This window comes from Nocardioides gilvus (genome assembly GCF_003194605.1).
GTDB lineage: Bacteria > Actinomycetota > Actinomycetes > Propionibacteriales > Nocardioidaceae > Nocardioides > Nocardioides gilvus.
The window spans coordinates 266690-285108 of record NZ_QHKY01000002.1 but is presented as its reverse complement, the minus strand read 5'-3'; the positions used below and the strand labels follow the sequence as shown (position 1 = coordinate 285108).

Below are 18419 nucleotides of genomic sequence, written 5' to 3'. Positions count from 1 at the left end.
GAAGGGAGCCCCCGTGCCTGACGGCGACGGGGGCTCCGGAGGATCAGTGGTGGAAGGGAGGGGGCACAACGGCTCAGGCGACCTGCTTGAAGGGGTCGTGCTCGGCGAGGAGGCGGTCGATGCGGGCCTGGTCGATCCGGTTGTAGACGGTCTGGGTCTCCTGGTTGTCACGCACGACCTTGGCCAGCGTGAAGGTCGAGGAGACCAGGAAGAGGCCGGTCATCCCGAGGAAGGCGCGCGCCCACGGGTCCAGCGGGAGGAAGAGGATGGCCCACACGAGGCCGATCAGCGCGACGCCGAATGCGATGACCGACTGCACGAAGAAGGCCTGGGTGGTCTTGGACGAGGGAGTGGTGTTGTTTTCCATGTCTCAACCTTGCGCCGGGTGCCCGGGGCGCCGTATCCGTGCAGGTACTCATTCGGGGCTGGGTAGGTCGCCGCAGTGTCCGCCCGCCCGCCCCGCCCGCCCGGCCGCCCGGCCACCGTGACGTCATCACGTACGAGCCCTCGGACGACCGCTGGTGATGACGTCCTGCGTGGGTCCACCCGGACGTCATCACGTACGAGCCCTCGGGCGACCGCTGGTGATGACGTCCGAGGGGTTGCGCAGGTGGAGTCAGCGGGTGCGCAGCTCGTGCTTCATGACCTTGCCGGTCGACGTACGCGGAAGGCCGTCGGCGAAGACGATGTCGCGCGGCACCTTGTAGCCGGCGATCCACTCGCGGGCGTGGGCCACGACCTCCTCGACGCTCAGGGTCACGCCCGGCTCGGTGATGACGAACGCGCGCGGGTGCTCGCCCCACTTGGCGTCCGGTACGCCGATCACGGCGACGTCGACGATTTGGGGGTGGCGCAACAGGGCCTGCTCGACCTCGACGGTGGAGATGTTCTCACCGCCAGAGATCACGATGTCCTTGGCGCGGTCCTTCACCTGGACGTAGCCGTCGGGATGCATCACTCCGAGGTCGCCGGTGTGGAACCAGCCGCCGTGGAAGGCCTCCTCGGTGGCGGCCTTGTTGCGAAAGTAGCCGACCATCACGTTGTTGCCGCGCAGCACGATCTCACCCATGGTCTCGCCGTCGGCGGGCACGTCGACCATGTCGAGGTCGACGACACGGGCCTGCTCGGCCTGCAGCATGCCGACGCCCTGGCGCGACAGCAGGACGGCACGCTCGTCGGCCGGCAGGTCGGGCCAGCCCGCCTGGTGCTCGCAGATGGTGAAAGGGCCGTACGTCTCGGTGAGGCCGTAGACGTGCACGACGTGGACGCCGATCTCCTCCAGCTGGCCGATCACCGTCGGCGAGGGTGGCGCACCGGCGGTGGTGATCCGCAGCGGACGGTCGAGTGCGTGCGCCCGGTCGGCGGTGGCGATGGTCGTGCAGACCGCCGGCGCACCACAGATGTGGCTGACCTCGAGGTCGTCGATGGCGTCCCAGATCGCGTCGGCGTCGACCGCACGCAGGCAGACCTGGGTGCCGCCGGCGGCGGTGACGGCCCACGCGGTGCACCAACCGTTGCAGTGGAACATTGGCAGCGTCCACAGGTAGTTGCTCTCGGCGGTGAACTGGTTGTGCACCACCGAACCGAGCGAAGCCAGGTAGGCGCCACGGTGGGAGTACATGACGCCCTTCGGGGTGCCGGTGGTCCCCGACGTGTAGTTGATCGTGATGACCGCGTCCTCGTCGGCGACCTCGTACGGGCGGGTCGTGGTCAGCGGCGTCTGCGCGGAGACGTACGACTCGTAGTCGGTCGCGACGCTCGAGCTGCCCGTGAGGGGGAGGCCGGAGACCGAGTCGTTGATCTCGATGACCTTGGTCAGTGAGGGCACCAGTTCGCGGATGCCCTCGATGCGCTCGACGAGCTCGGTGTCCACCAGCAGCACGCGTGCCTCGCAGTGGCGCAGGATGTCGGAGATCTCGGGCCGGGTCAGTCGGGTGTTGAGCGCGACCAGCGTGACGCCGGCCAGCGGGGCGGCGAAGTGCGCGAAGATCGACTCGGGGGTGTTGGGGGTCAGGACAGCGACCCGCTCGCCGGGCGCGACGTCCGCGGCGAGCGCGGCGGCCAGCAGCTGGGCGGCCTGCGCGAACTCGCCGTACGTGTACGACCGCTCGCCGTGCAGGATCGCCGTGCGCGTCGGGTAGACCTCTGCTGATCGCTCGAGGAAGCGCAACGGCGTGAGGGCAGAGTGGTTCGCGGTCTGGATCGACACAGTGGGGCTCCGGGTCCGTGGAGGGGCAAGGACGGCCTGTGGGCCTTGCTGAGTCTAGGAATCGGGCGTCGAGGTGACCAGCGTCCTGCGACGAAAGGCTCGCGGTCGGCGCCCAGCGGTCAGGCCATCCCCCCGTACGGGTGTACGTGGGTTGGTCAGGCGCGACGCGGCTCGCTTCGGACGCTCAGTTGGCCAGTACGGTCTCGGACCCGGAGTCCGACGTCGTGGCGAGCTCGGCGGAGTCGCCAGTTGACGCCGCCCTGCGCCGCTGACGCGGGACGAGCAGGGCCACCATGGCGCCGGCGAAGGCTGCGCCGGCGCCGATCAGGAAGCAGAGCTGGAAGGCGCCCTGGGTCGGGATGGTGACACCCGGGGCGAGGTCCATGGTCTTGCTCGTGAGCACGGCGGCCATCACGGCACCCGCGATCGTAGTGCCGACCGAGCGCATCAAGCCGTTGAGCCCGACGCTGGAGCCGGCTTCGTGCTCCGGAACGTTGTCGAGGATCAGGGTGGGCATCGCGGCGTAGCCGATGCCGACGCCCGCCGAACCGATGATCGAAGCGAGCATCAACTGCCACGGGGCATCCATCAGGTTGACCGCCACGAGGTAGCCCACGGCCGTCACGACGGCGCCGGTGGAGAGGGTGATCCGGGCTCCGACCGAGTTGATCAACTTGCTCGAGACAGGCGCGAAGACCATCATCATGAGCCCGCCGGGAGCCATCCACAGCCCTGCCGCCAGCATCGTCTCGCCGAGCCCGTAGCCGGTGGACTCAGGCATCTGGAGCAATTGGGGCATGACGATCGCCTGGGCCATCATCCCGAACCCGATGAGCAGCGCAGCGAGGTTGGTGAAGAGCACCGGACGCCGGGCGCTGGTGCGCAGGTCGACGATCGGGTCGTGGTGACGCAGTTGGTGCACACCCCAGACGAGCAGGACGAGGATGCCGCCGATGATGCTGGAGACCGTACGCCCGTCGCTCCAGCCCCACGTGGAGCCCTTGGAGATGCCGATGAGCGTCGAGCACAGACCGATCGCGAGGCCGATGATCCCGACGAAGTCGATGTGCGCGGGGTGGGCGTCGTGGACCGGGGGGATGACGATGGCGGTCGCGACCAGGATCACCACGGCCAGGACGGCCGAGAACCAGAAGAGCGTGTGCCATGAGTAGTTCTGCGCGATCCACGCCGAGAGCGGCAGGCCGAGTGCGCCGCCCACGCCGAGGGTGGCGCTGACGGCAGCGACCGCTCCGGCGGCCTTGGCCGGCGGGACCAGTTGGCGGACCAGGCTGATGGCGACCGGGATGTAGCCCATTGCCATGCCCTGCAGTGCGCGGCCGGTCAGGAAGGGGAGCAGGGTGCTGGACATGGCGGCCACGGAGGAGCCCAGTACGAGGATCGCCGCGGAGGCGACCAGGACGCGCTTCTTGCCGTAGAGGTCGGCGAGACGGCCGGTCACTGGCATCGTGACGGCCGCAGCGAGCAGGGTGGCCGTGACCGCCCAGGAGGTGTTCGCTGCGCTGGTGCCGAGCAGTTGGGGCAACTCGGTCTGGATCGGGATGACGAGCGTCTGCATCAGCGCGCCGGCCAGGCTGCCGAAGCAGAGCGTCAGGATGATCGCGATCGGCGGGAAGCGGGTGGGCGCCGGTGCTGCCGGTGCGGCCGATGCCTCATGGGTGGAGTCCACGTGGGTCCTGTCTGGCGGGCGGACCGATGTGTAGGCTACATATCGGTAGATATGTAGACTACATACATGAGCGGTCCGTCTGAAGAGACCACGAAGATGAACCACGTCACACGGGGAGTGATGGGCACTCCGGTGTGGGACGTGCTGGTCGCGACCGCTCGCCTTGATCGGGCTCGGCAGCTCTCCGACGCGCATGCCGACCTGGTGATGGCTCAACGGAGACTGCTGTGGTTGCTGATGGACGGTGAGCCCCACACCATGCGCGACATTGCCGAGCAGCTCCAGCTCGAGCAGTCGACCGTCAACCGTCAGGTCAACGCCGCGATCACCGCCGGTCTGCTCGAGCGGGTCAAGGCGCAGGGGGAGAGCGCCCATTCCCTGACCGTGACCGAGAAGGGGTTGGCCGTCTTCAGCGCCGACGTGGCGCGGGCCGCTCGCCACTTCGAGGCCGCGCTCGGCGCGCTGCCCGATGGGCGGGCCGAGGAGTACGTCAAGCTCATGGGCGTCTTCGCCAGCGCCTACCGGGACGCGGTTGACGCCGAGGTCGGCGCCGTGCCGCCCGCCGCCGCGGCCCCCACCGCCTGAGCCTGACGCTGGGGCAGCATCGGTACGCCACCCGCCCGGTACGTTCACCAGAACATAACGACGAAGGCCGCCGTCGACCCGAAGGTCAACGGCGGCCTCGCCTGGTGCTGATGCCTACAGGTCGAACAGGCTCTCCGCGCCGTGGATGTCCACGTCAGTGCGGGGGGTGTGTGCCTCACCGCTGGCTGCGGGTGCTGCTGCAACCTCAGTGGCTGCCTCCTCCGTGGCCGGAGCCTCGGCGGGTGCCTGCTCAGCAACCGGTGCCTGCTCCGCAACGGGTGCCTGCTCCGCAACGGGTGCCTGCTCCGCAACGGGTGCCTGCTCAGCAACGGGTGCCTCGGTGGCAACCGGAGCTTCAGCGGGTGCCGCTTCGGCAGGGGCCTCGTCAGCCGCCGGCGCTTCAGCGACCGCGGCCTCCTCGGCTGGTGCTGCGGGTGACTCCTCGACGACCGGCGCCTCCGCAACTGACGTGGCTGCGGTTGCGGCCGGAGCCACGGTCCCGGGAGCAACCTGGACCGAACCCTCCGGTGCTTCGATGTCGAAGAGCGAGGAGACGGTGTGTACGTCCACGTCGGTACGCGGCGTGCTGACCGTGCCGCTCCCAGCGACCGGAGCTGCCGTGGCCGGAGCCTCAGCAGCGGGTGCCTCAGCAGCCGGAGCCTCAGCGACGGGTGCCTCGGCAGCAGGTGCTTCAGCAGCGGGTGCTTCAGCAGCGGGTGCCTCGGCGGCGGGTGCCTCGGCGGCCGGAGCCTCAGCAGCCGCAACTGGAGCAGCCGGGGCGGGTGTTGCGCCCGCCTCTACCTGGACCGAACCCTCGGGCGCTTCGATGTCGAAGAGCGAGGAGACGGCGTGCACGTCCACGTCGGTACGCGGCGTGCTGGCCACCCCACTTCCGGGGGCGGCCGCAGCCGGAGCAGCTTCAGCAGCCGGTGCCTTCGCCTCGGTCGGAGCGGCTTCGGCAGCGGGTGCCTTCGCCTCGGTCGGAGCGGCTTCGGCAGCGGGTGCCTTTGCCTCGGCCGGAGCAGCTTCAGCGGCCGGCGCAGCCTCGGTCGGGGCAGCGATGTCGAAGAGCGACCCACCGGCGTTGAGGTCCGTGGCCGGAGCCGGTGCCTCGGTGGCAGCCTGAGCAGCTTCCTCGGCCGGAGCCTCGGGAGCAGCCTTGGCCGGGGTCTCGGCAACCTTGGCTTCGGGAGCCGGGGTCTCGGCGGGAGCCACGTCGAAGAGTGATCCCGATCCCAGGTCCGCCGCGGGAGCAGCAGGCTTGGTCGGGGTCTCCTCGACAGCAGGCTTGGTCGGGGCCTCTTCGACAGCAGGCTTGGTCGGGGTCTCGGCAGCCTTGGCTTCGGGAGCCGGGGTGTCGAAGAGCGAGCCGCCCTGCACCGGCACGGTCGGCGTGGCCTTGTCCTTCGCCTCGGTGGCAGGCGTGTCGAACAGCGACGAACCACCGCTGGCCTTGGCGTTCGGGCCAACGTCCGCGGTCTCGGTGACGGTGTTCTCGGTCTGGGTGACGTCCCCGACCTCGGGCTCGTCCTTGACGTTCTCGTCGCCCTTCGCGGCGGCCTTGGCGGTGGCGCCGACGGCTGCTGCCTTCTGCGACGACCCGGGGGCGGCCTTGGTTGCCTGGACGCCCTTGACCGAGGCGAGCAGCATCTGCGCGACGTCGAGGACCTCGACGGCCTCCTCGGCACGACCAGCTGCCTGTTCGGCGGTCAGACCGTCTGCCAGCATCACGCGGCAGAAGGGGCAACCGACGGCGATCTGGTCGGCACCGGTGGCGACGGCCTCCTGCGTACGGTTGACGTTGATCCGCTCGCCGATCTTCTCCTCCATCCACATGCGGGCGCCACCGGCACCACAGCAGAAGGACTTCTCGGAGTTGCGCTCCATCTCGACGACCTTGGCGCCGGGAAGGATCTCCAGGAGCTCGCGCGGCGGCTCGTAGACCTTGTTGTGACGGCCAAGGAAGCACGGGTCGTGGTAGGTGATCGAGCGCTGCTGGGCGCCTTCGCCGGTCTTGACCGGGGTGAGCTTGCCCTCGCGTACGAGGCGGTTGAGGAGCTGCGTGTGGTGCACGACCTCAAGCTCGATGCCGAATTCCTTGTACTCGTTCTTCAACGTGTTGAAGCAGTGAGCACAGGTCGAGACGACCTTCTTGACCTTGAACTCCTTGAAGGTCTCGACGTTCTCCATGGCAAGGGACTGGAAGAGGATCTCGTTGCCGGCGCGGCGGGCGGAGTCACCCGTGCAGGTCTCGCCGTTGCCCAGGACGCCGAAGGAGATGCCCGCGATGTCGAGCAGCTCGGCCACCGCGCGGGTGGTCTTCTTGGCGCGGTCCTCGTAGGCACCTGCGCAGCCGACCCAGAAGAGCCAGTCGACGGAGTCGAGGGACTCGATGTCCTCGCCCACCACCGGGACCTCGAAGTCGAGGTCCTTGGCCCAGTCCATCCGGGCAGTGGTGGACATGTTCCACGGGTTGCCCTTGGACTCCAGGCCCTTGAAGAGCTGGTTGAGCTCGGCGGGGAAGTTGGACTCCACCAGCATCTGGTAGCGACGCATGTCGTTGATGTGGTCGACGTGCTCGATGTCGACCGGGCACTGCTGGACGCAGGCGCCACAGTTGGTGCACGACCACAGGACGTCCTCGTCGATGACGAAGTCGGCGCCCTCGGGGTTGTAGAACCAGTCGGTGACCTCGGTGCCCATGCCGGTCTCGATGGCCTGGTCGGTCTTTCCGATCAGGGCGCGGTCCGCGTGCGCCTCGTCGCCGGCGGCCTTCGCGAAGGCGTGCTCGCGCAGACCCATGACCAGGAGCTTGGGGGAGAGGGGCTTCTCGGTGTTCCAGGCGGGGCACTGGCTCTGGCAACGGCCACACTCGGTGCAGGAGGCGAAGTCGAGGACGCCCTTCCATGAGAAGTCCTCGACCTTGCCGACACCCAGGACAGTGTCCTCGTCCATCTCCTCGATGTCGTCCATCGTGAAGGGCTTGCCGTTGACGAGCAGCGGCTTCATCGCGCCGAGCGCGGTGCTGCCGTCGTCCTCACGCTTGAACCAGATGTTGGGCCAGGCGGTGAAACGGTGCCACGCCACACCCATGGTGAGGTTGGCGGAGATGACCATCAGCCAGATCATCGCCGAGACGATCTTGATCATGGCGATGACGATGATGATGTTCTCGAGCGTGCCGACGTTCTCGGTGGGGTAGAGCCCGGCGAAGAACTGGGAGATCGGGAACTCCCAGCCAGTCGCGTGCGAGCTGCCCTCGACCTCGAAGAGTTTGTACTCGGCGCCGCGGATGAAGAGGATCGCCACCGACTCGAGGAGCACCATCGCCTCGACGAAGTAGCCCTGCCACATCGTCGAGCCGAAGAAGCGGCTGCTGCGCCCGTTGGCCGACGGGCGCTTGCGCACGCGGTAGATGAAGAGCGGGATGATCGCCAGCGTGCCGAGGAGACCGATGAACTCTGCGACCCAGGTGTAGCCCGGCCAGTGCCCGATGATCGGCAGCGCGAACTCAGGGTTGAAGAGCTGGAAGTACGCCCCTCCGACCGCGGTGGCCAGGACGATGAAGGCCAGGTAGACGAACCAGTGCAGCACCCCGACCCAGGTGACCTGGAGCATGCGGGTGTGGAGGAAGGTCTCCTTCAGCATCGTCAGCGTGCGGCCGACCGGGTTGCCTCGGCGCCCGACGAGGGGCTGACCGATCCGGAAGGTCCTCAACATGTGCCTGACGGCCATGGTGGTCATGACGAGTCCCACTGCCGTGAAGGCTAGTGAGATGACGATCGCAGTGATCTGCAACATGTGGCAAGGCTCCTCGGTCAGGCGTAGCGCACCCTGAACTCTAAAGGGCACACAAGCTCTGCGCAGCGGTGGCGCGGTGAGATGGATGCTACCGGTCGGTAATCACTGTGCGACATCATGCACTCATGAGCACCCCACCCGCACGCCCCCGCAGCCTCACCACCCAGGCGGTGGACCTCGCCGTGAAGTTGATGGACCAAGTAGGAGCGAGCGGCGTCCTGCCGGCCGCAGAGGTCAAGATCGGCACTCCGCTGGAGTCCGTCGACGGACGTCTCTTCCCCTTCGGCACATCAGGCCTGGCGCCCGACGTCGCCTACCTCCTCGTGCATTCCTTGCCGCTCACCTGTGGGGCGCGGCGGGCTCCCGAGGGTGAGCCGGGTGCCGGTGCGTGGGAGATCCTTCTCGACAAGCCGATCGAGGACTACATCGCCTCGGGTGCGCTGCGCGAGTTCACCGTCTCCGACGACTGAGCGGTACGGCTCCACCGCAGCGCGGACCGGGGACCGGCCTGCGCTGCGATGGGGCCGGCTCAGGCGCGGTGTGATCCGCCGTCGAGCGGGCCCTCGTCGTGACGGGGGTCGCGGGGGTTGCCAGCTGGGTCGGCGTGACCGTCCGGGTCGAGACGGTCCGCCTCGCGCAGACGGTCCTCGTGACGCGCGGCCTGCTGCAGGTGGTCGGTCTCGGCGACCTTCGCACGCTCCTCCGCGCGATCCGCCTCACGACGCAACTTCTCCGCCTTGACCTGCTCCTCCTTGGCCCGGAGCTCGGCGTCGGGCAGCACCTGCGCCTGTCGGTCCGCGTCCTGGCGCAGGGCGGCGGCCTGCTCGGTGCGCTCCACACGCTCGGCCTCTGCCTTCTGGTGCTTCTTCTTCCGCAACAGCCAGGCGATCAGGCCGATCACGACGAGGGCCACGACAACGGCAACCACGATCCAGATGATCTCTTGAGTGTCCATGCCTCTGCCGTACCCACCTCGGCGTCGGTCCATGCCTGATCGGCTGTGCTACTCCTTCACGCCCCCGAAGATGCGTCGAGCAATCGGCGCCGGGACGACTCGCATCGCGCGGTCCAGCAACGGCGGCAGGCCTCGTACGGAGGCGATCGGGTCGCCGAGGGGCTGCCCGGGCACCGAACCCATCGTCAGCATGCCGATGGTGGAGGCCACCAGGGATGCGGTGAGTGCGTCACTGTCGATCGCCCCGGACAGTCCGCGCTGGGACAGGATGGAGCGGATGCTGGTGGCGACCGCCTCGTTCCATCGCGTCATGTTGTCACGCAGCATCGACGCCATCGCCTCGTCGTTGTAGGCGGCGGCGATGACATGGCTCAACAGCGCGGCGCTGCCGTCGTCGCGGGCCACGGTGGCCAGCTTCGCGCCGACGCGGTAGAGCTCGTCGAAGCTGGAGACCGATTCCAGGTCGTGGGTGTAGGTCGCGATCATCGCCAGCGTGGCCCGCTCGTAGGCGTCGTGGACCAGGCCGTCGACGCCGTCGAAGTGGTAGTAGACCAGCGCCTGGTTGACCCCTGCCTCGCCGGCGATGCCGCGCGCCGTGAGCCCCTTCGTGCCGACCCTGGAGGTGAGACGGACAGCGGCCTCCATCAGGGCGACCTTGGTCTCTTCGCTGCTCATCCGGCGTCCTCAACTGTGCTTCGTGGGGTGGTTTCTCGGCGTGGCAGCTCTCGGGGCCCGAGGCCGCACGCGTCTGCAATGAGTTGTAGCACCCATCCCACACCCGGCAGCCTCATCCACCAACCGAGCCAGGCCCAGACCAGGGTGGTGTGCTCGAGTGCGCGCGCAAAGGCTGCCACCCCTGAGGAGACGGTCTCCCCGTCGCTCCACTCCATGCGGGGGACCCTGTGTGGCGCCTCTTCGGCGACGTGGGTCTCCAGTCCGACCTGGCCCAGTGCTTGCAGGGTGGCCCCTGTGGCTGCGCAGAGCTCGCAGGTCTCGCTGACCCAGAGCGTGCGCGGGGAGGGGACGTACGGGCGCCATCGGGGCCACCACGCGCGTACGTGGGTGCGATAGGTCTCGTACGCCGCCCAGCGCGCGCTCAGCGCAGCATGCTCCTGGCGTTCGGCGAGGACGACGGAGAAGGCGATCGCGAACACTGCAGCGGCCCCCAGCCCCGGAGACCCCGCAGCCACGGCGAGCAGGACCATCAACCCGGACATGCCGATCTGCATCGGGTTGGCGACGTAGGCGAACGGGCCAGTGGTGACGAGTCGCGCTGGTGGGTCCCACGGGAACGGGGTGCCGCCGGCGTGGCCCAACTCCACGACGGCAGCCACCGCGGGCACGAAGACAAGGACCGCCACGACCAGGAGGACTGAGCGCACGAGGTAGGAGTGGTCGACCACGTCGGCCCAGGCCGACCCCTCGGCCGTGAGGACCAGGTGGGGCAGGAGCCAGAAGAAGGCTGCGGTGAAGAGGACTGCCTGCAGACCGACGCGCAGCCACAGCCACCGGCGGTGACGGGTGGCCCACCCCAACGCCAACCCCGGGCCGGCGGCGACGGCCAGCAGGAGGAGCTCGCCCCACAGCCAGCCGTCGTGCAGCTCCAGGCCGGGGAGTCGATCCATGCCCAGCAGGTCGATCCAGGCGAAGGCGAGCAACCAGACCCACAGCGGACCGCCGACCAGCACCGGCACCGCGCCCCAGAGCAGCGCCCACCCCAGCGAGATCTCCAGCGGCACTCCGCCCACGCTCGTGGGCGCCGGCGCGAACGTCCACCAGTCGGTGCCGACCTCGACCGCCAGCACCGCGACCCACACCCACAGGCCGGCGAGGAAGGCTGCCGGCACCCGGCGTACGAGGTCGAGACGCACGCGTACGGCGGCCACCGCCACGAGGAGCAGCGGAACGGCCAGCACGACGTTGCGCGCGATCGCCTCCTCCATGGTCAGTCGAGTCCGGCCAGGAACGCCTCGGCTCTGGCGTTCATGAAGAGGCTGCTGACCGGAGCGAACCAGAAGGCGGGGTCGAGGTCGCGCTCGAAGGTGATCCGTACGTCAGCACGGCAGCCGTCGGCGGTCTGCTCCCAGCTCAGCCGGCCTTCCTGGATGCTGACCCACCGGGTGGTGCGGGCGTCGTCCGCAGTGACGTCGAAGACGATCGACTCCGACTCGGCGGCCCTGACCTCCGTGCTGATCGAACCCATCGGCATGGCCAGGTCCCAGGTGTCGCCCACCTCCAGGCCGGTGCCCTGCGCGGCGGTCGGGGTCGGGTACTGCGCCAGGCGGAGCAGGAGCCCTCGGTCCTTCTCGGGTTCGAACTGGGGCCCGCGGGCCAGTGCGTCGGTGAAGTCGCTGCAGTCACTGGCCACGAGCCGGTCGGCGTGGACTTCCTGGACAGGGTTGATCCGCAGGCCCGGCACGACGCCCTCGAGCGCGACAAGCACGAGGATCCCGCCGAGGGCGTGCCGGGTGTGCGGACCCTGGCCGTGTCGGCCACGCCGGGTGGCCTCGACGAGGCCGTGGATGGCGAAGGCGACGCCGTAGACCAAGGGGCTCACGATCAGGACGCACAAGGCTCCTTCGTGCAGGAAGGCCGAGACCAGCAGCAGGGCCACGGTGAGGGCCTGGAAGAGCTGTCCGGCCCCGTCCTCGCCGGGGACCATGCCCACGACCAGGGCGAGCAGTGCCGGCAGCCCGACGAAGAAGAGTGCGGTGTCCAGCCGCCCGAGGAATGCCGCCAGGACGGTGGCGGCCAGCGCCACGGGCACGACGGCGGTGAGCATCACGCCCAGACGCGAACGGAACGACTCCTCAGGGGAATCGGGCTCCTCGTCCGCGGTCGACGCGGGAAAAGGTGAGTAGTCCTTGTCTTGAGCATACGCTTAAAGCATCTGCTCAAACAAGGATCGAGGAAAAATGGCCGAAGGGCCGCGCCTCGGGAGGCGCGGCCCTTCTGCGGTCAGACTGTGTCGAGCTGAGTTACCAGACTCGGCGCGAGTTGCCGCCGATCGGGATGAAGTTCAGGATCAGGCCGACAACGATCAGGATGAGACCGATGGTCGTCAGGATCGGCATGCTGGCAATGAGACCAATGATGAGCAGAATCAGGCCAAGGGCGACCATGGGTTCTTACCTCCTGTTGCGTGCATGAGCGCGTTGCTCACGTCAGTGCAGGACAATTGCCCGGCCGCTTGACCGTTCAAACATTCCCTCGGAAAACTTTCCGTACCGCATATCGGTCAAGTCGCGCGACGACTTCGCGCTCAAGGTGGTTCAACGCTTGTTGACCGCTCAGTGATCCACCTGTCAGCCTCGTGGCGGGAGGGAAACACACAATGAGGACTCACGCACGCACGCGAGGACGCCTGGTCGGTGCCGCCGCGGTGGCGCTCGGCCTGCTCGTCGTGCCGGTCAGCAGTTGGGCCGACACCGGGGGTGAGGTGTCGGTCGACAACATTCGACCCCAGCTCGGTGACGAGATCACCGTGACGGGCAGTGGCTTCACCGAGGGCGACCAGGTCAGCTTCAGGGTCTGCGGTGCGCCTGACGCGACCGGGCGACTGGCCTGCGTGGAAGGCAACGAGAGCCTCGAGGTTGCCTTCGACGGCACGGTCCGTGGCCCGCTGACGGTCGAGGAACCCCCCGGCGACTGCCCGTGCTCGGTGGTGGTGGTCAGTCCCGGCGCGCCGCCGGCTGCAACGCCGATCAACCTCGTCGGACACCCCATGGCCAAGGCCGTCCAGGCGCCCGACCTCGTCGTCGACGCTGCCACCCTGGAGCCTTCCGGAGGGCTGGGCCGTTGGCTGGGCGCCGCTCCCGACGTCACGCTGCGGATGACCCTGCGCAACGCAGGCGTCGCCCCGGCCGAGCCCACGCTGGACCTGGTCTGGCGTGACGGTGACGATGCTCCCCAACCCATCACCGACTCCGGTCTGCCGATCGTCGAGCCCGGCGAGAGCGTCGAGGTGGAGGTGCCGCTGAAGTTCGGATCGTTCGCCCAGGGTGAGCACTCCGTCTCCGGCCAGGTCGTCGTGGGTGACCTGTACGCCCCCGTCGAGGCCAGCACCACGCTCGCTCCGTGGGGTCTCTACGCCCTGGTGCTCGGTGGCCTCGGTGCCGCAGGGTACGCGCGGATCAGGAAGATCGGCGGCAGCGAGACGCCCGTCGGCCCCGCGACCCCGCGCAACGCGGAGCGCAAGGTCGACCGCAGGGCCCCCGGGCGCCGCGTCAGCGTCCCGGCCGCCAGGGAGGCCACCAGGGAGTCCGTCAGGGATCCCGTCAGGGAGCCGGAGCGCGTGGCTCGGACGGAATCACCGGAACCGGCCTCCCCGCGCCGCGACGACTCCAGCACTCCCGCCTACGTCGGGCCCCCGCGTCTGGAGTCGACGCCTCTGGCTCCGCGCCCGGGTGCAGCTCGCCTCATGACGCTGGAGTCGCAGAACGCGGACGCTGCCGTCGAAGCGCCGCGCGTCCCGCAGCAGGGCTCGGCCTTCCCCCGCCAGGAGACGGTCGCTCCCTCCCGGCCGGCCGTCACCCGCAGCACCACCCCGGAGCAGGACGCCGCCACCGTCGCGAACGCGATGGCCATCATCCGCGAGCGGGCCGGGAGCGCTCCGGCGCAACTCCCCGCCAACTACGAGGTTGCCCCTTCCGGCAAGCGTGCCGAGCGCGGGGGTAAGCGTGCGGCGCGGCCCGAGAAGCCGCAGCGCTTCATCACTCGCCGCTGAGAGACGTACGACAAAGAGTTCGGGCCCCGGGAGATGTCCGGTTCAAGTAGTCGTCCCACACCGCTCCGGTTCCTAGGTGTTCAGGACATTTAGGCGACGAGATCACAGCCTGCTGGGCTGGGGTTCTGGGTTGATCAGCTGACCCACCATCGACGCGTCCGCGACGACAGCCTTCGCGGCTCTGGCCGGGTGTCGCTCCAATTGCAAGCAATAGTGGCCTCAACTCCCCTCACCGCCTGAACCGCGGCGGCGACCGCGCATTGAATCGTGCGCTTCATACTGTGGCCATCATTCGTACGGTGCCATCCAGAAACCCGCGCCTACGAGGTCCGATCCAGTGCCGACGGAATACCCTGTGCGTCAGGCCGTGGTGAACCACCTCCACTGGAACGGGGCAGCGCCGCAACGAGCCAGTCGCCGACGCTCTCGGCGTCGTGGGCCTCGGACAGGTGGACCAGCAGGAGTGGATCGCGTCGTGCGCTCGACCAGCAGGAGTGGATCGCGTCGTGCGCTCGACCAGCAGGAGTGGATCGCGTCGTGCGCTCGATCAGCGTTGCCATCGCGGACCGGTTGCTCGCGACAGTGGTCAGGTCGCCCAGCCGCGGCCGAACACGGCTCGGTCTGGATCTCGTGGGGGCTCTCGATCACCATCACTTGGATGGACGACCCGGTGCTGCCGCTGCTGGGATCGCGCGGGGGGCAAACCTGTGAGTCGGCCAGTTCAAGGCCAAAAAGGTCCAGCGGCTCCTGGCGTACAAGACCCTGGCCAGCTGTGATGTTCAGCCAAGTTGCTCAACCTGGTGATGGGTGCGGCCTTCCCGATTGCTGAGTGGGGCCGGTGGTGGCCGGGCGGGCGTGACCTCATAGGAGCCTGATTGCAGCAGTCGCATCACAGTCCCGTCCACCCGACCGGCAAGTGTCACTCACCCTGTCCTTTGGTCTGGTTGGAGCAGGCAAGATGAGCATGCAACAGGGCCCGTCCGGCCGTCGAGTCATCGTCGGCGTCGACACCCACAAGCACGTCCACGTCGCTGTCGCGATCGATGATGTCGCACCATCCTCGACAGCAGATCATTCGCTGCGGACTGCGGGGCTACACGCAGCTGATCGACTGGGCCGTGGGGTTCGGCGGCAGTTCACCTTCGGTATCGAGTGCGTCGGCTCCTACGGAGCCGGCCTGACCGCAGCCGTTCGTCGAAGCGCCAGCGGAGCCATCGAAGTCACCCCTACCGACCGGCGCGATCGTCGGCTGCGGGCAAGTCCGACACCATCGACGCAGAGAACGCCGCCCGGGCAGTCCTCGCCGGCCAAGCAATCGCGATCCCCAAGTCCCACGCCGGTGTCTTGGAGATGATTTGGCAGGTCAAAGGCGCCCAAGACGCTGCCGTGAAGGGCTCGCACCGCAGCGATCATCAGCCTGAAGCAGGTCCTGGTGAACGCCTCACCAGAGATCCGCGAAGACCTCGAACCGCTGACCAAGCTGGCGCTGATCACCAAGTGTGCCGGGCTACGCCCCGGGCCGATCACCACGATCACCCCCTCGACCAAGCACACCCTGCGCGCCATCGCTCGACGCCGGCAGCAACTCAACGCCGAGGTCACAGACCACGAGAGGATTCTCCGCACCCTCACCACGCAAGCTGCCCCGCAACTGGCCGCGGTGTTCGCCGTCGGGCCAGACACGGCCGCCGAGATACCTATCGTTACCGGCGACAACCCCGACCGAATCCGATCGGAGCCTGCCTTCGCGACACGCTGCGGCGTCGCACCCATCCCGGCCTCATCAGGGATGACTACCCACCACCAGCTCAACCGTGGCGGCCAAGGCAGGCGAACTCGGCGCTGTACCGGGTCGTGATCGTGCGCATGCAGCACCACAAACCGACCAAGGCCTACGTCGCAAGGCGCATGGCCGGAGGCAAGACCAAATCTGAGATCATCCGGTGCCTCAAACGCCTGCTGGCACGTGAACTGTAGGCCGCGATGCGTCCCTCCGCGATGCCCAGCGCCCTCCGGGCCGCTTGACAAATATAGGAGCAATCAACGCCAGTGGGGAGAAGTCCTTGCGCGTGCTACGCAAATGCTCGACACGCCCACGTGGGACACCGAGAAATTCTCCAGCTTAGGAATGTCACGTGGAAACGAAAAAGTACAACCGCCATGCCGCCAACGGCCCTCGGCAAGTTCACACCTCTCGACTTAAGATCACCCGCACCGTTGCAGACGCGGCCCGCCTACCGCAAACTCTGAGTTACGAGGAAGCCGGGGGCAGTCCCTGACACCGCCCGGAGGGGGAATCCATTGCTGCCCCGTGCCCCGAGGGCGCCCAGTCCGCATTCTGGGATCAGCATTCCTGCTCCTCCTGGTTCGCTACCGTCCACCCGACGAGGGAGTCCCCTCGCGATAACAGAATGGGGCACATATGCGCAAGAAGGTAACAAGTCTGCTCATGGTTGGTGTGGCCACAACCTCCGTATTGTTCGCGGCTCCGCTCCCTGCGCACGCTGCCAATACCTGCGACAGCAAAGTGCAAACCAAAGCGGTTTCGTTTGCACCAGATCTGCACAGGGCTCGCACTTGGTGCACGGCTCTGAACGGCGATCGCAAAGCGCAGGGGTACTTGGATCTTGTAGGGGCCCTCGATAAGAAGACGCCTTGGTTCTGGACGCTCAACAAGGACTACTACAGCTCCTATGACAGCGGCCCCAACAGGGGAGCTTCTTACAGGCTTGGATGGGTCTGATTTCCTAGAGCGGGTGGGTCAGAAATTTGGCCCACCCGCTACGGGCAAGGCCGTTCGCAGAAAATTGAGGGGATTCTCATGATCTCGGTCGAGGGTATTAGCGTCTCGTATCGTCAAGGTGGCAGCCTAATTGTTCCACTGCGCTCGGTCTCTTTCGAGGTGAAGGTTGGTTCGTCTGTCGCATTGACAGGTCCCAGCGGGAGCGGCAAATCAACGCTGTTGCGGGTTTTGGCAGGTCTTCAGCGCCCAGACGCAGGGGTTGTGTCCCTGCATGGGGAGTCGGATGAACTGAATCCGAGTGATCCGCGAGTAAGCTTGATACATCAAGATTTCCGTCTGGTTGAGTTTTTGAACGTGCTTGACAACCTGCGACTGGCTGCAGAGGTCAACGGGCTCAATGTGTCGACGGATTCCCTTCAGGATGTCCTGGGAGATGTGGGACTTTCGGGATTCGGGCATCGCCTTCCGGCGACGCTGTCTGGGGGCGAGCAGCAACGGGTGGCCATCGCACGCAGCGTCGTCTCTGGCGCTGAAGTTTTGTTGGCCGACGAGCCGACGGGCAACCTCGACCCAGAGAACACGACGTTGGTGACCGAACTGCTCATAGATATCGCCGTGCGTCACCGCAAGGTCGTAATCGTGGCGACACACGACCTGGGTGTGGCTGAAAGTATGGCCCTTTGGTTGCGCTTGGTCGATGGACGCGTCGTGCCAGAAGAGCGCAGCCTCGTATGAACGGCAGGCGGCTCTCTCTGCGGTTCGCTGTCCACCGGTGGCGGTCAATGACGCTAGGCGCGGTTGTCGTGGGCGTCACGGTCAGCGCAGCCGCGGGATGGGCGACTGTCCTCCAAAGTTCGGAGGCAGCGATTGCGCAATCGATACGCGCCGAGCACGCTGGCGCGACGTTTAGTCTCCAAGTGAAGGATTCGTCAGTCCTGGCCGAACTGGGTCTGGTTCAGAGCCTGACGTCGGTTCGGGACGCACACGCCACTGTACGCGTTGGAAACGGGTCCATCGCCCCGTCGGCCTTGCGTATCGTTGATCGGGAGACGGCGCTGGGAGTGTTAGCGACTGGTAGGCACCCTCGCTCTCAGGACGAGATCAGCATCACGCGGCACTTAGCCGATGTGCTAGGGGTTGGCCTCCACGATCGGGTATCCGTGAGGGCCGACGAGGCTCAGTCAGAGGTTGAGGCCACGATCGTAGGGTTGATTCGAGACCCCGCAGACTCGCAGGCAGCGACCGTGGTAATGATCGATAGGGACCTAGCTGACGCAGCGGCTACAGTCTTCCTTTCGCGACTGAATCCTTATCAGGACGAGGTTCTTCAGCCGCTCTTGGACGAGCGATCCTTAACAATGCGTACGACCGAGATGCTTGCCGATGAGCGGGGTGAAAGCGGACTCCCGGCGGCTCTCTCTCGCACCCGATCGTTACCTCTGGCGATCAGCGTGGCATTGATATGTGTCCTTGGGGGAATGTGGCTGTCCGTGTCTCGTTCTTTTAGTCGAGATACTGAGGGCCTGGTCGCTGCGGGGTTGCCTGCAAGGGCGGCCTCCTTGGTCCCTACTAGGGCGTGCCTCGTGGTCGTTGGTACTAGCACGTTGCTCGGAATGGTTGCGGGTGTCACGTCGGTGGCTGTAGCTCGCAGCCATATCTCGCGCGCAATCGGTCAGGATTGGACCACAATCGTCGTCCCCGCCGGCTCTCTTT

13 protein-coding genes and 1 pseudogene are annotated in these 18419 nt (G+C 67.3%); 6 read left to right on the top strand and 8 right to left on the bottom strand.

Annotation, left to right across the window (positions count from 1 at the left end):
- Positions 1–73: 73 nt before the first annotated feature.
- The 3 genes from DNK52_RS06680 to DNK52_RS06670 all read right to left on the bottom strand — a co-directional run bounded on the left by DNK52_RS06680 (position 74) and on the right by DNK52_RS06670 (position 3896).
- Positions 74–367 carry a YiaA/YiaB family inner membrane protein gene (locus tag DNK52_RS06680; RefSeq protein WP_110240213.1) on the bottom strand — a complete coding sequence of 98 codons (294 nt, stop codon included), beginning with the start codon at positions 365–367 and terminating at the stop codon, positions 74–76.
- 249 nt (positions 368–616) lie between these two features.
- Positions 617–2209: an AMP-binding protein gene (locus tag DNK52_RS06675; protein ID WP_110240212.1), complete on the bottom strand. Its 1593-nt coding sequence runs from the start codon at positions 2207–2209 to the stop codon at positions 617–619.
- 184 nt (positions 2210–2393) lie between these two features.
- Entirely contained in the window at positions 2394–3896 is a 1503-nt protein-coding gene (locus DNK52_RS06670) for an MFS transporter (RefSeq protein ID WP_204163424.1), read from the bottom strand.
- Between the two features lie 66 nt (positions 3897–3962).
- On the opposite strand from DNK52_RS06670, the gene DNK52_RS06665 reads away from it, so the two are divergent.
- A complete protein-coding gene (locus tag DNK52_RS06665; protein ID WP_204163423.1) occupies positions 3963–4481 on the top strand; it encodes a MarR family winged helix-turn-helix transcriptional regulator in 519 nt (172 codons plus the stop codon).
- Positions 4482–4595: 114 nt separating this feature from the next.
- Here the strand turns inward: DNK52_RS06665 and DNK52_RS06660 are convergent, their stop codons facing one another.
- Positions 4596–8282, bottom strand: coding sequence for a heterodisulfide reductase-related iron-sulfur binding cluster (locus DNK52_RS06660; RefSeq protein WP_110240209.1), 3687 nt, complete (start codon positions 8280–8282; stop codon positions 4596–4598).
- Positions 8283–8407: 125 nt separating this feature from the next.
- On the opposite strand from DNK52_RS06660, the gene DNK52_RS06655 reads away from it, so the two are divergent.
- Entirely contained in the window at positions 8408–8752 is a 345-nt protein-coding gene (locus tag DNK52_RS06655) for a hypothetical protein (RefSeq protein WP_110240208.1), read from the top strand.
- Positions 8753–8811: 59 nt separating this feature from the next.
- Here DNK52_RS06655 and DNK52_RS06650 read toward each other — a convergent pair whose 3' ends face one another.
- The 4 genes from DNK52_RS06650 to DNK52_RS06635 are packed head-to-tail and all read right to left on the bottom strand — an operon-like array spanning position 8812 to position 12022.
- Positions 8812–9237 carry a hypothetical protein gene (locus DNK52_RS06650; protein WP_110240207.1) on the bottom strand — a complete coding sequence of 142 codons (426 nt, stop codon included), beginning with the start codon at positions 9235–9237 and terminating at the stop codon, positions 8812–8814.
- A 48-nt stretch (positions 9238–9285) separates the two neighbouring features.
- Complete coding sequence (locus tag DNK52_RS06645) at positions 9286–9912, bottom strand: TetR/AcrR family transcriptional regulator (protein WP_110240206.1); 627 nt, start codon at positions 9910–9912, stop codon at positions 9286–9288.
- A complete protein-coding gene (locus tag DNK52_RS06640) occupies positions 9909–11180 on the bottom strand; it encodes a methyltransferase (RefSeq protein WP_110240205.1) in 1272 nt (423 codons plus the stop codon). Before DNK52_RS06640 ends, DNK52_RS06645 begins: the two co-directional genes overlap by 4 nt.
- 2 nt (positions 11181–11182) lie before the next feature.
- The gene (locus DNK52_RS06635; RefSeq protein ID WP_162598658.1) at positions 11183–12022 is read right to left on the bottom strand and encodes a hypothetical protein; all 840 of its coding nucleotides are present in this window, start codon (positions 12020–12022) and stop codon (positions 11183–11185) included.
- A 549-nt stretch (positions 12023–12571) separates the two neighbouring features.
- Here DNK52_RS06635 and DNK52_RS06630 point away from each other — a divergent pair.
- The 4 genes and pseudogenes from DNK52_RS06630 (at position 12572) to DNK52_RS06615 (ending at position 17441) form a co-directional block, all read left to right on the top strand.
- Positions 12572–13963 carry a hypothetical protein gene (locus DNK52_RS06630; RefSeq protein WP_110240203.1) on the top strand — a complete coding sequence of 464 codons (1392 nt, stop codon included), beginning with the start codon at positions 12572–12574 and terminating at the stop codon, positions 13961–13963.
- A 169-nt stretch (positions 13964–14132) separates the two neighbouring features.
- Positions 14133–14311 (top strand): annotated as a pseudogene (locus tag DNK52_RS16475) (transposase); the annotation flags it as partial.
- Between the two features lie 1084 nt (positions 14312–15395).
- Positions 15396–15821 carry a transposase gene (locus tag DNK52_RS16120; RefSeq protein ID WP_204163422.1) on the top strand — a complete coding sequence of 142 codons (426 nt, stop codon included), beginning with the start codon at positions 15396–15398 and terminating at the stop codon, positions 15819–15821.
- Positions 15822–16784: 963 nt separating this feature from the next.
- The gene (locus DNK52_RS06615) at positions 16785–17441 is read left to right on the top strand and encodes an ABC transporter ATP-binding protein (RefSeq protein ID WP_110240201.1); all 657 of its coding nucleotides are present in this window, start codon (positions 16785–16787) and stop codon (positions 17439–17441) included.
- Positions 17442–18419 lie beyond the last annotated feature (978 nt).

Bases quoted from the DNA above. Each gene is read 5' to 3' on its own strand.
- DNK52_RS06615 (WP_110240201.1), top strand. From the start codon at position 16,785: ATGATCTCGGTCGAGGGTATTAGCGTCTCGTATCGTCAAGGTGGCAGC.
- DNK52_RS06660 (WP_110240209.1), bottom strand. From the start codon at position 8,282: ATGTTGCAGATCACTGCGATCGTCATCTCACTAGCCTTCACGGCAGTG.
- DNK52_RS06655 (WP_110240208.1), top strand. From the start codon at position 8,408: ATGAGCACCCCACCCGCACGCCCCCGCAGCCTCACCACCCAGGCGGTG.
- DNK52_RS06640 (WP_110240205.1), bottom strand. From the start codon at position 11,180: ATGGAGGAGGCGATCGCGCGCAACGTCGTGCTGGCCGTTCCGCTGCTC.
- DNK52_RS06680 (WP_110240213.1), bottom strand. From the start codon at position 367: ATGGAAAACAACACCACTCCCTCGTCCAAGACCACCCAGGCCTTCTTC.
- DNK52_RS06650 (WP_110240207.1), bottom strand. From the start codon at position 9,237: ATGGACACTCAAGAGATCATCTGGATCGTGGTTGCCGTTGTCGTGGCC.
- DNK52_RS06645 (WP_110240206.1), bottom strand. From the start codon at position 9,912: ATGAGCAGCGAAGAGACCAAGGTCGCCCTGATGGAGGCCGCTGTCCGT.
- DNK52_RS06665 (WP_204163423.1), top strand. From the start codon at position 3,963: ATGAGCGGTCCGTCTGAAGAGACCACGAAGATGAACCACGTCACACGG.
- DNK52_RS06630 (WP_110240203.1), top strand. From the start codon at position 12,572: ATGAGGACTCACGCACGCACGCGAGGACGCCTGGTCGGTGCCGCCGCG.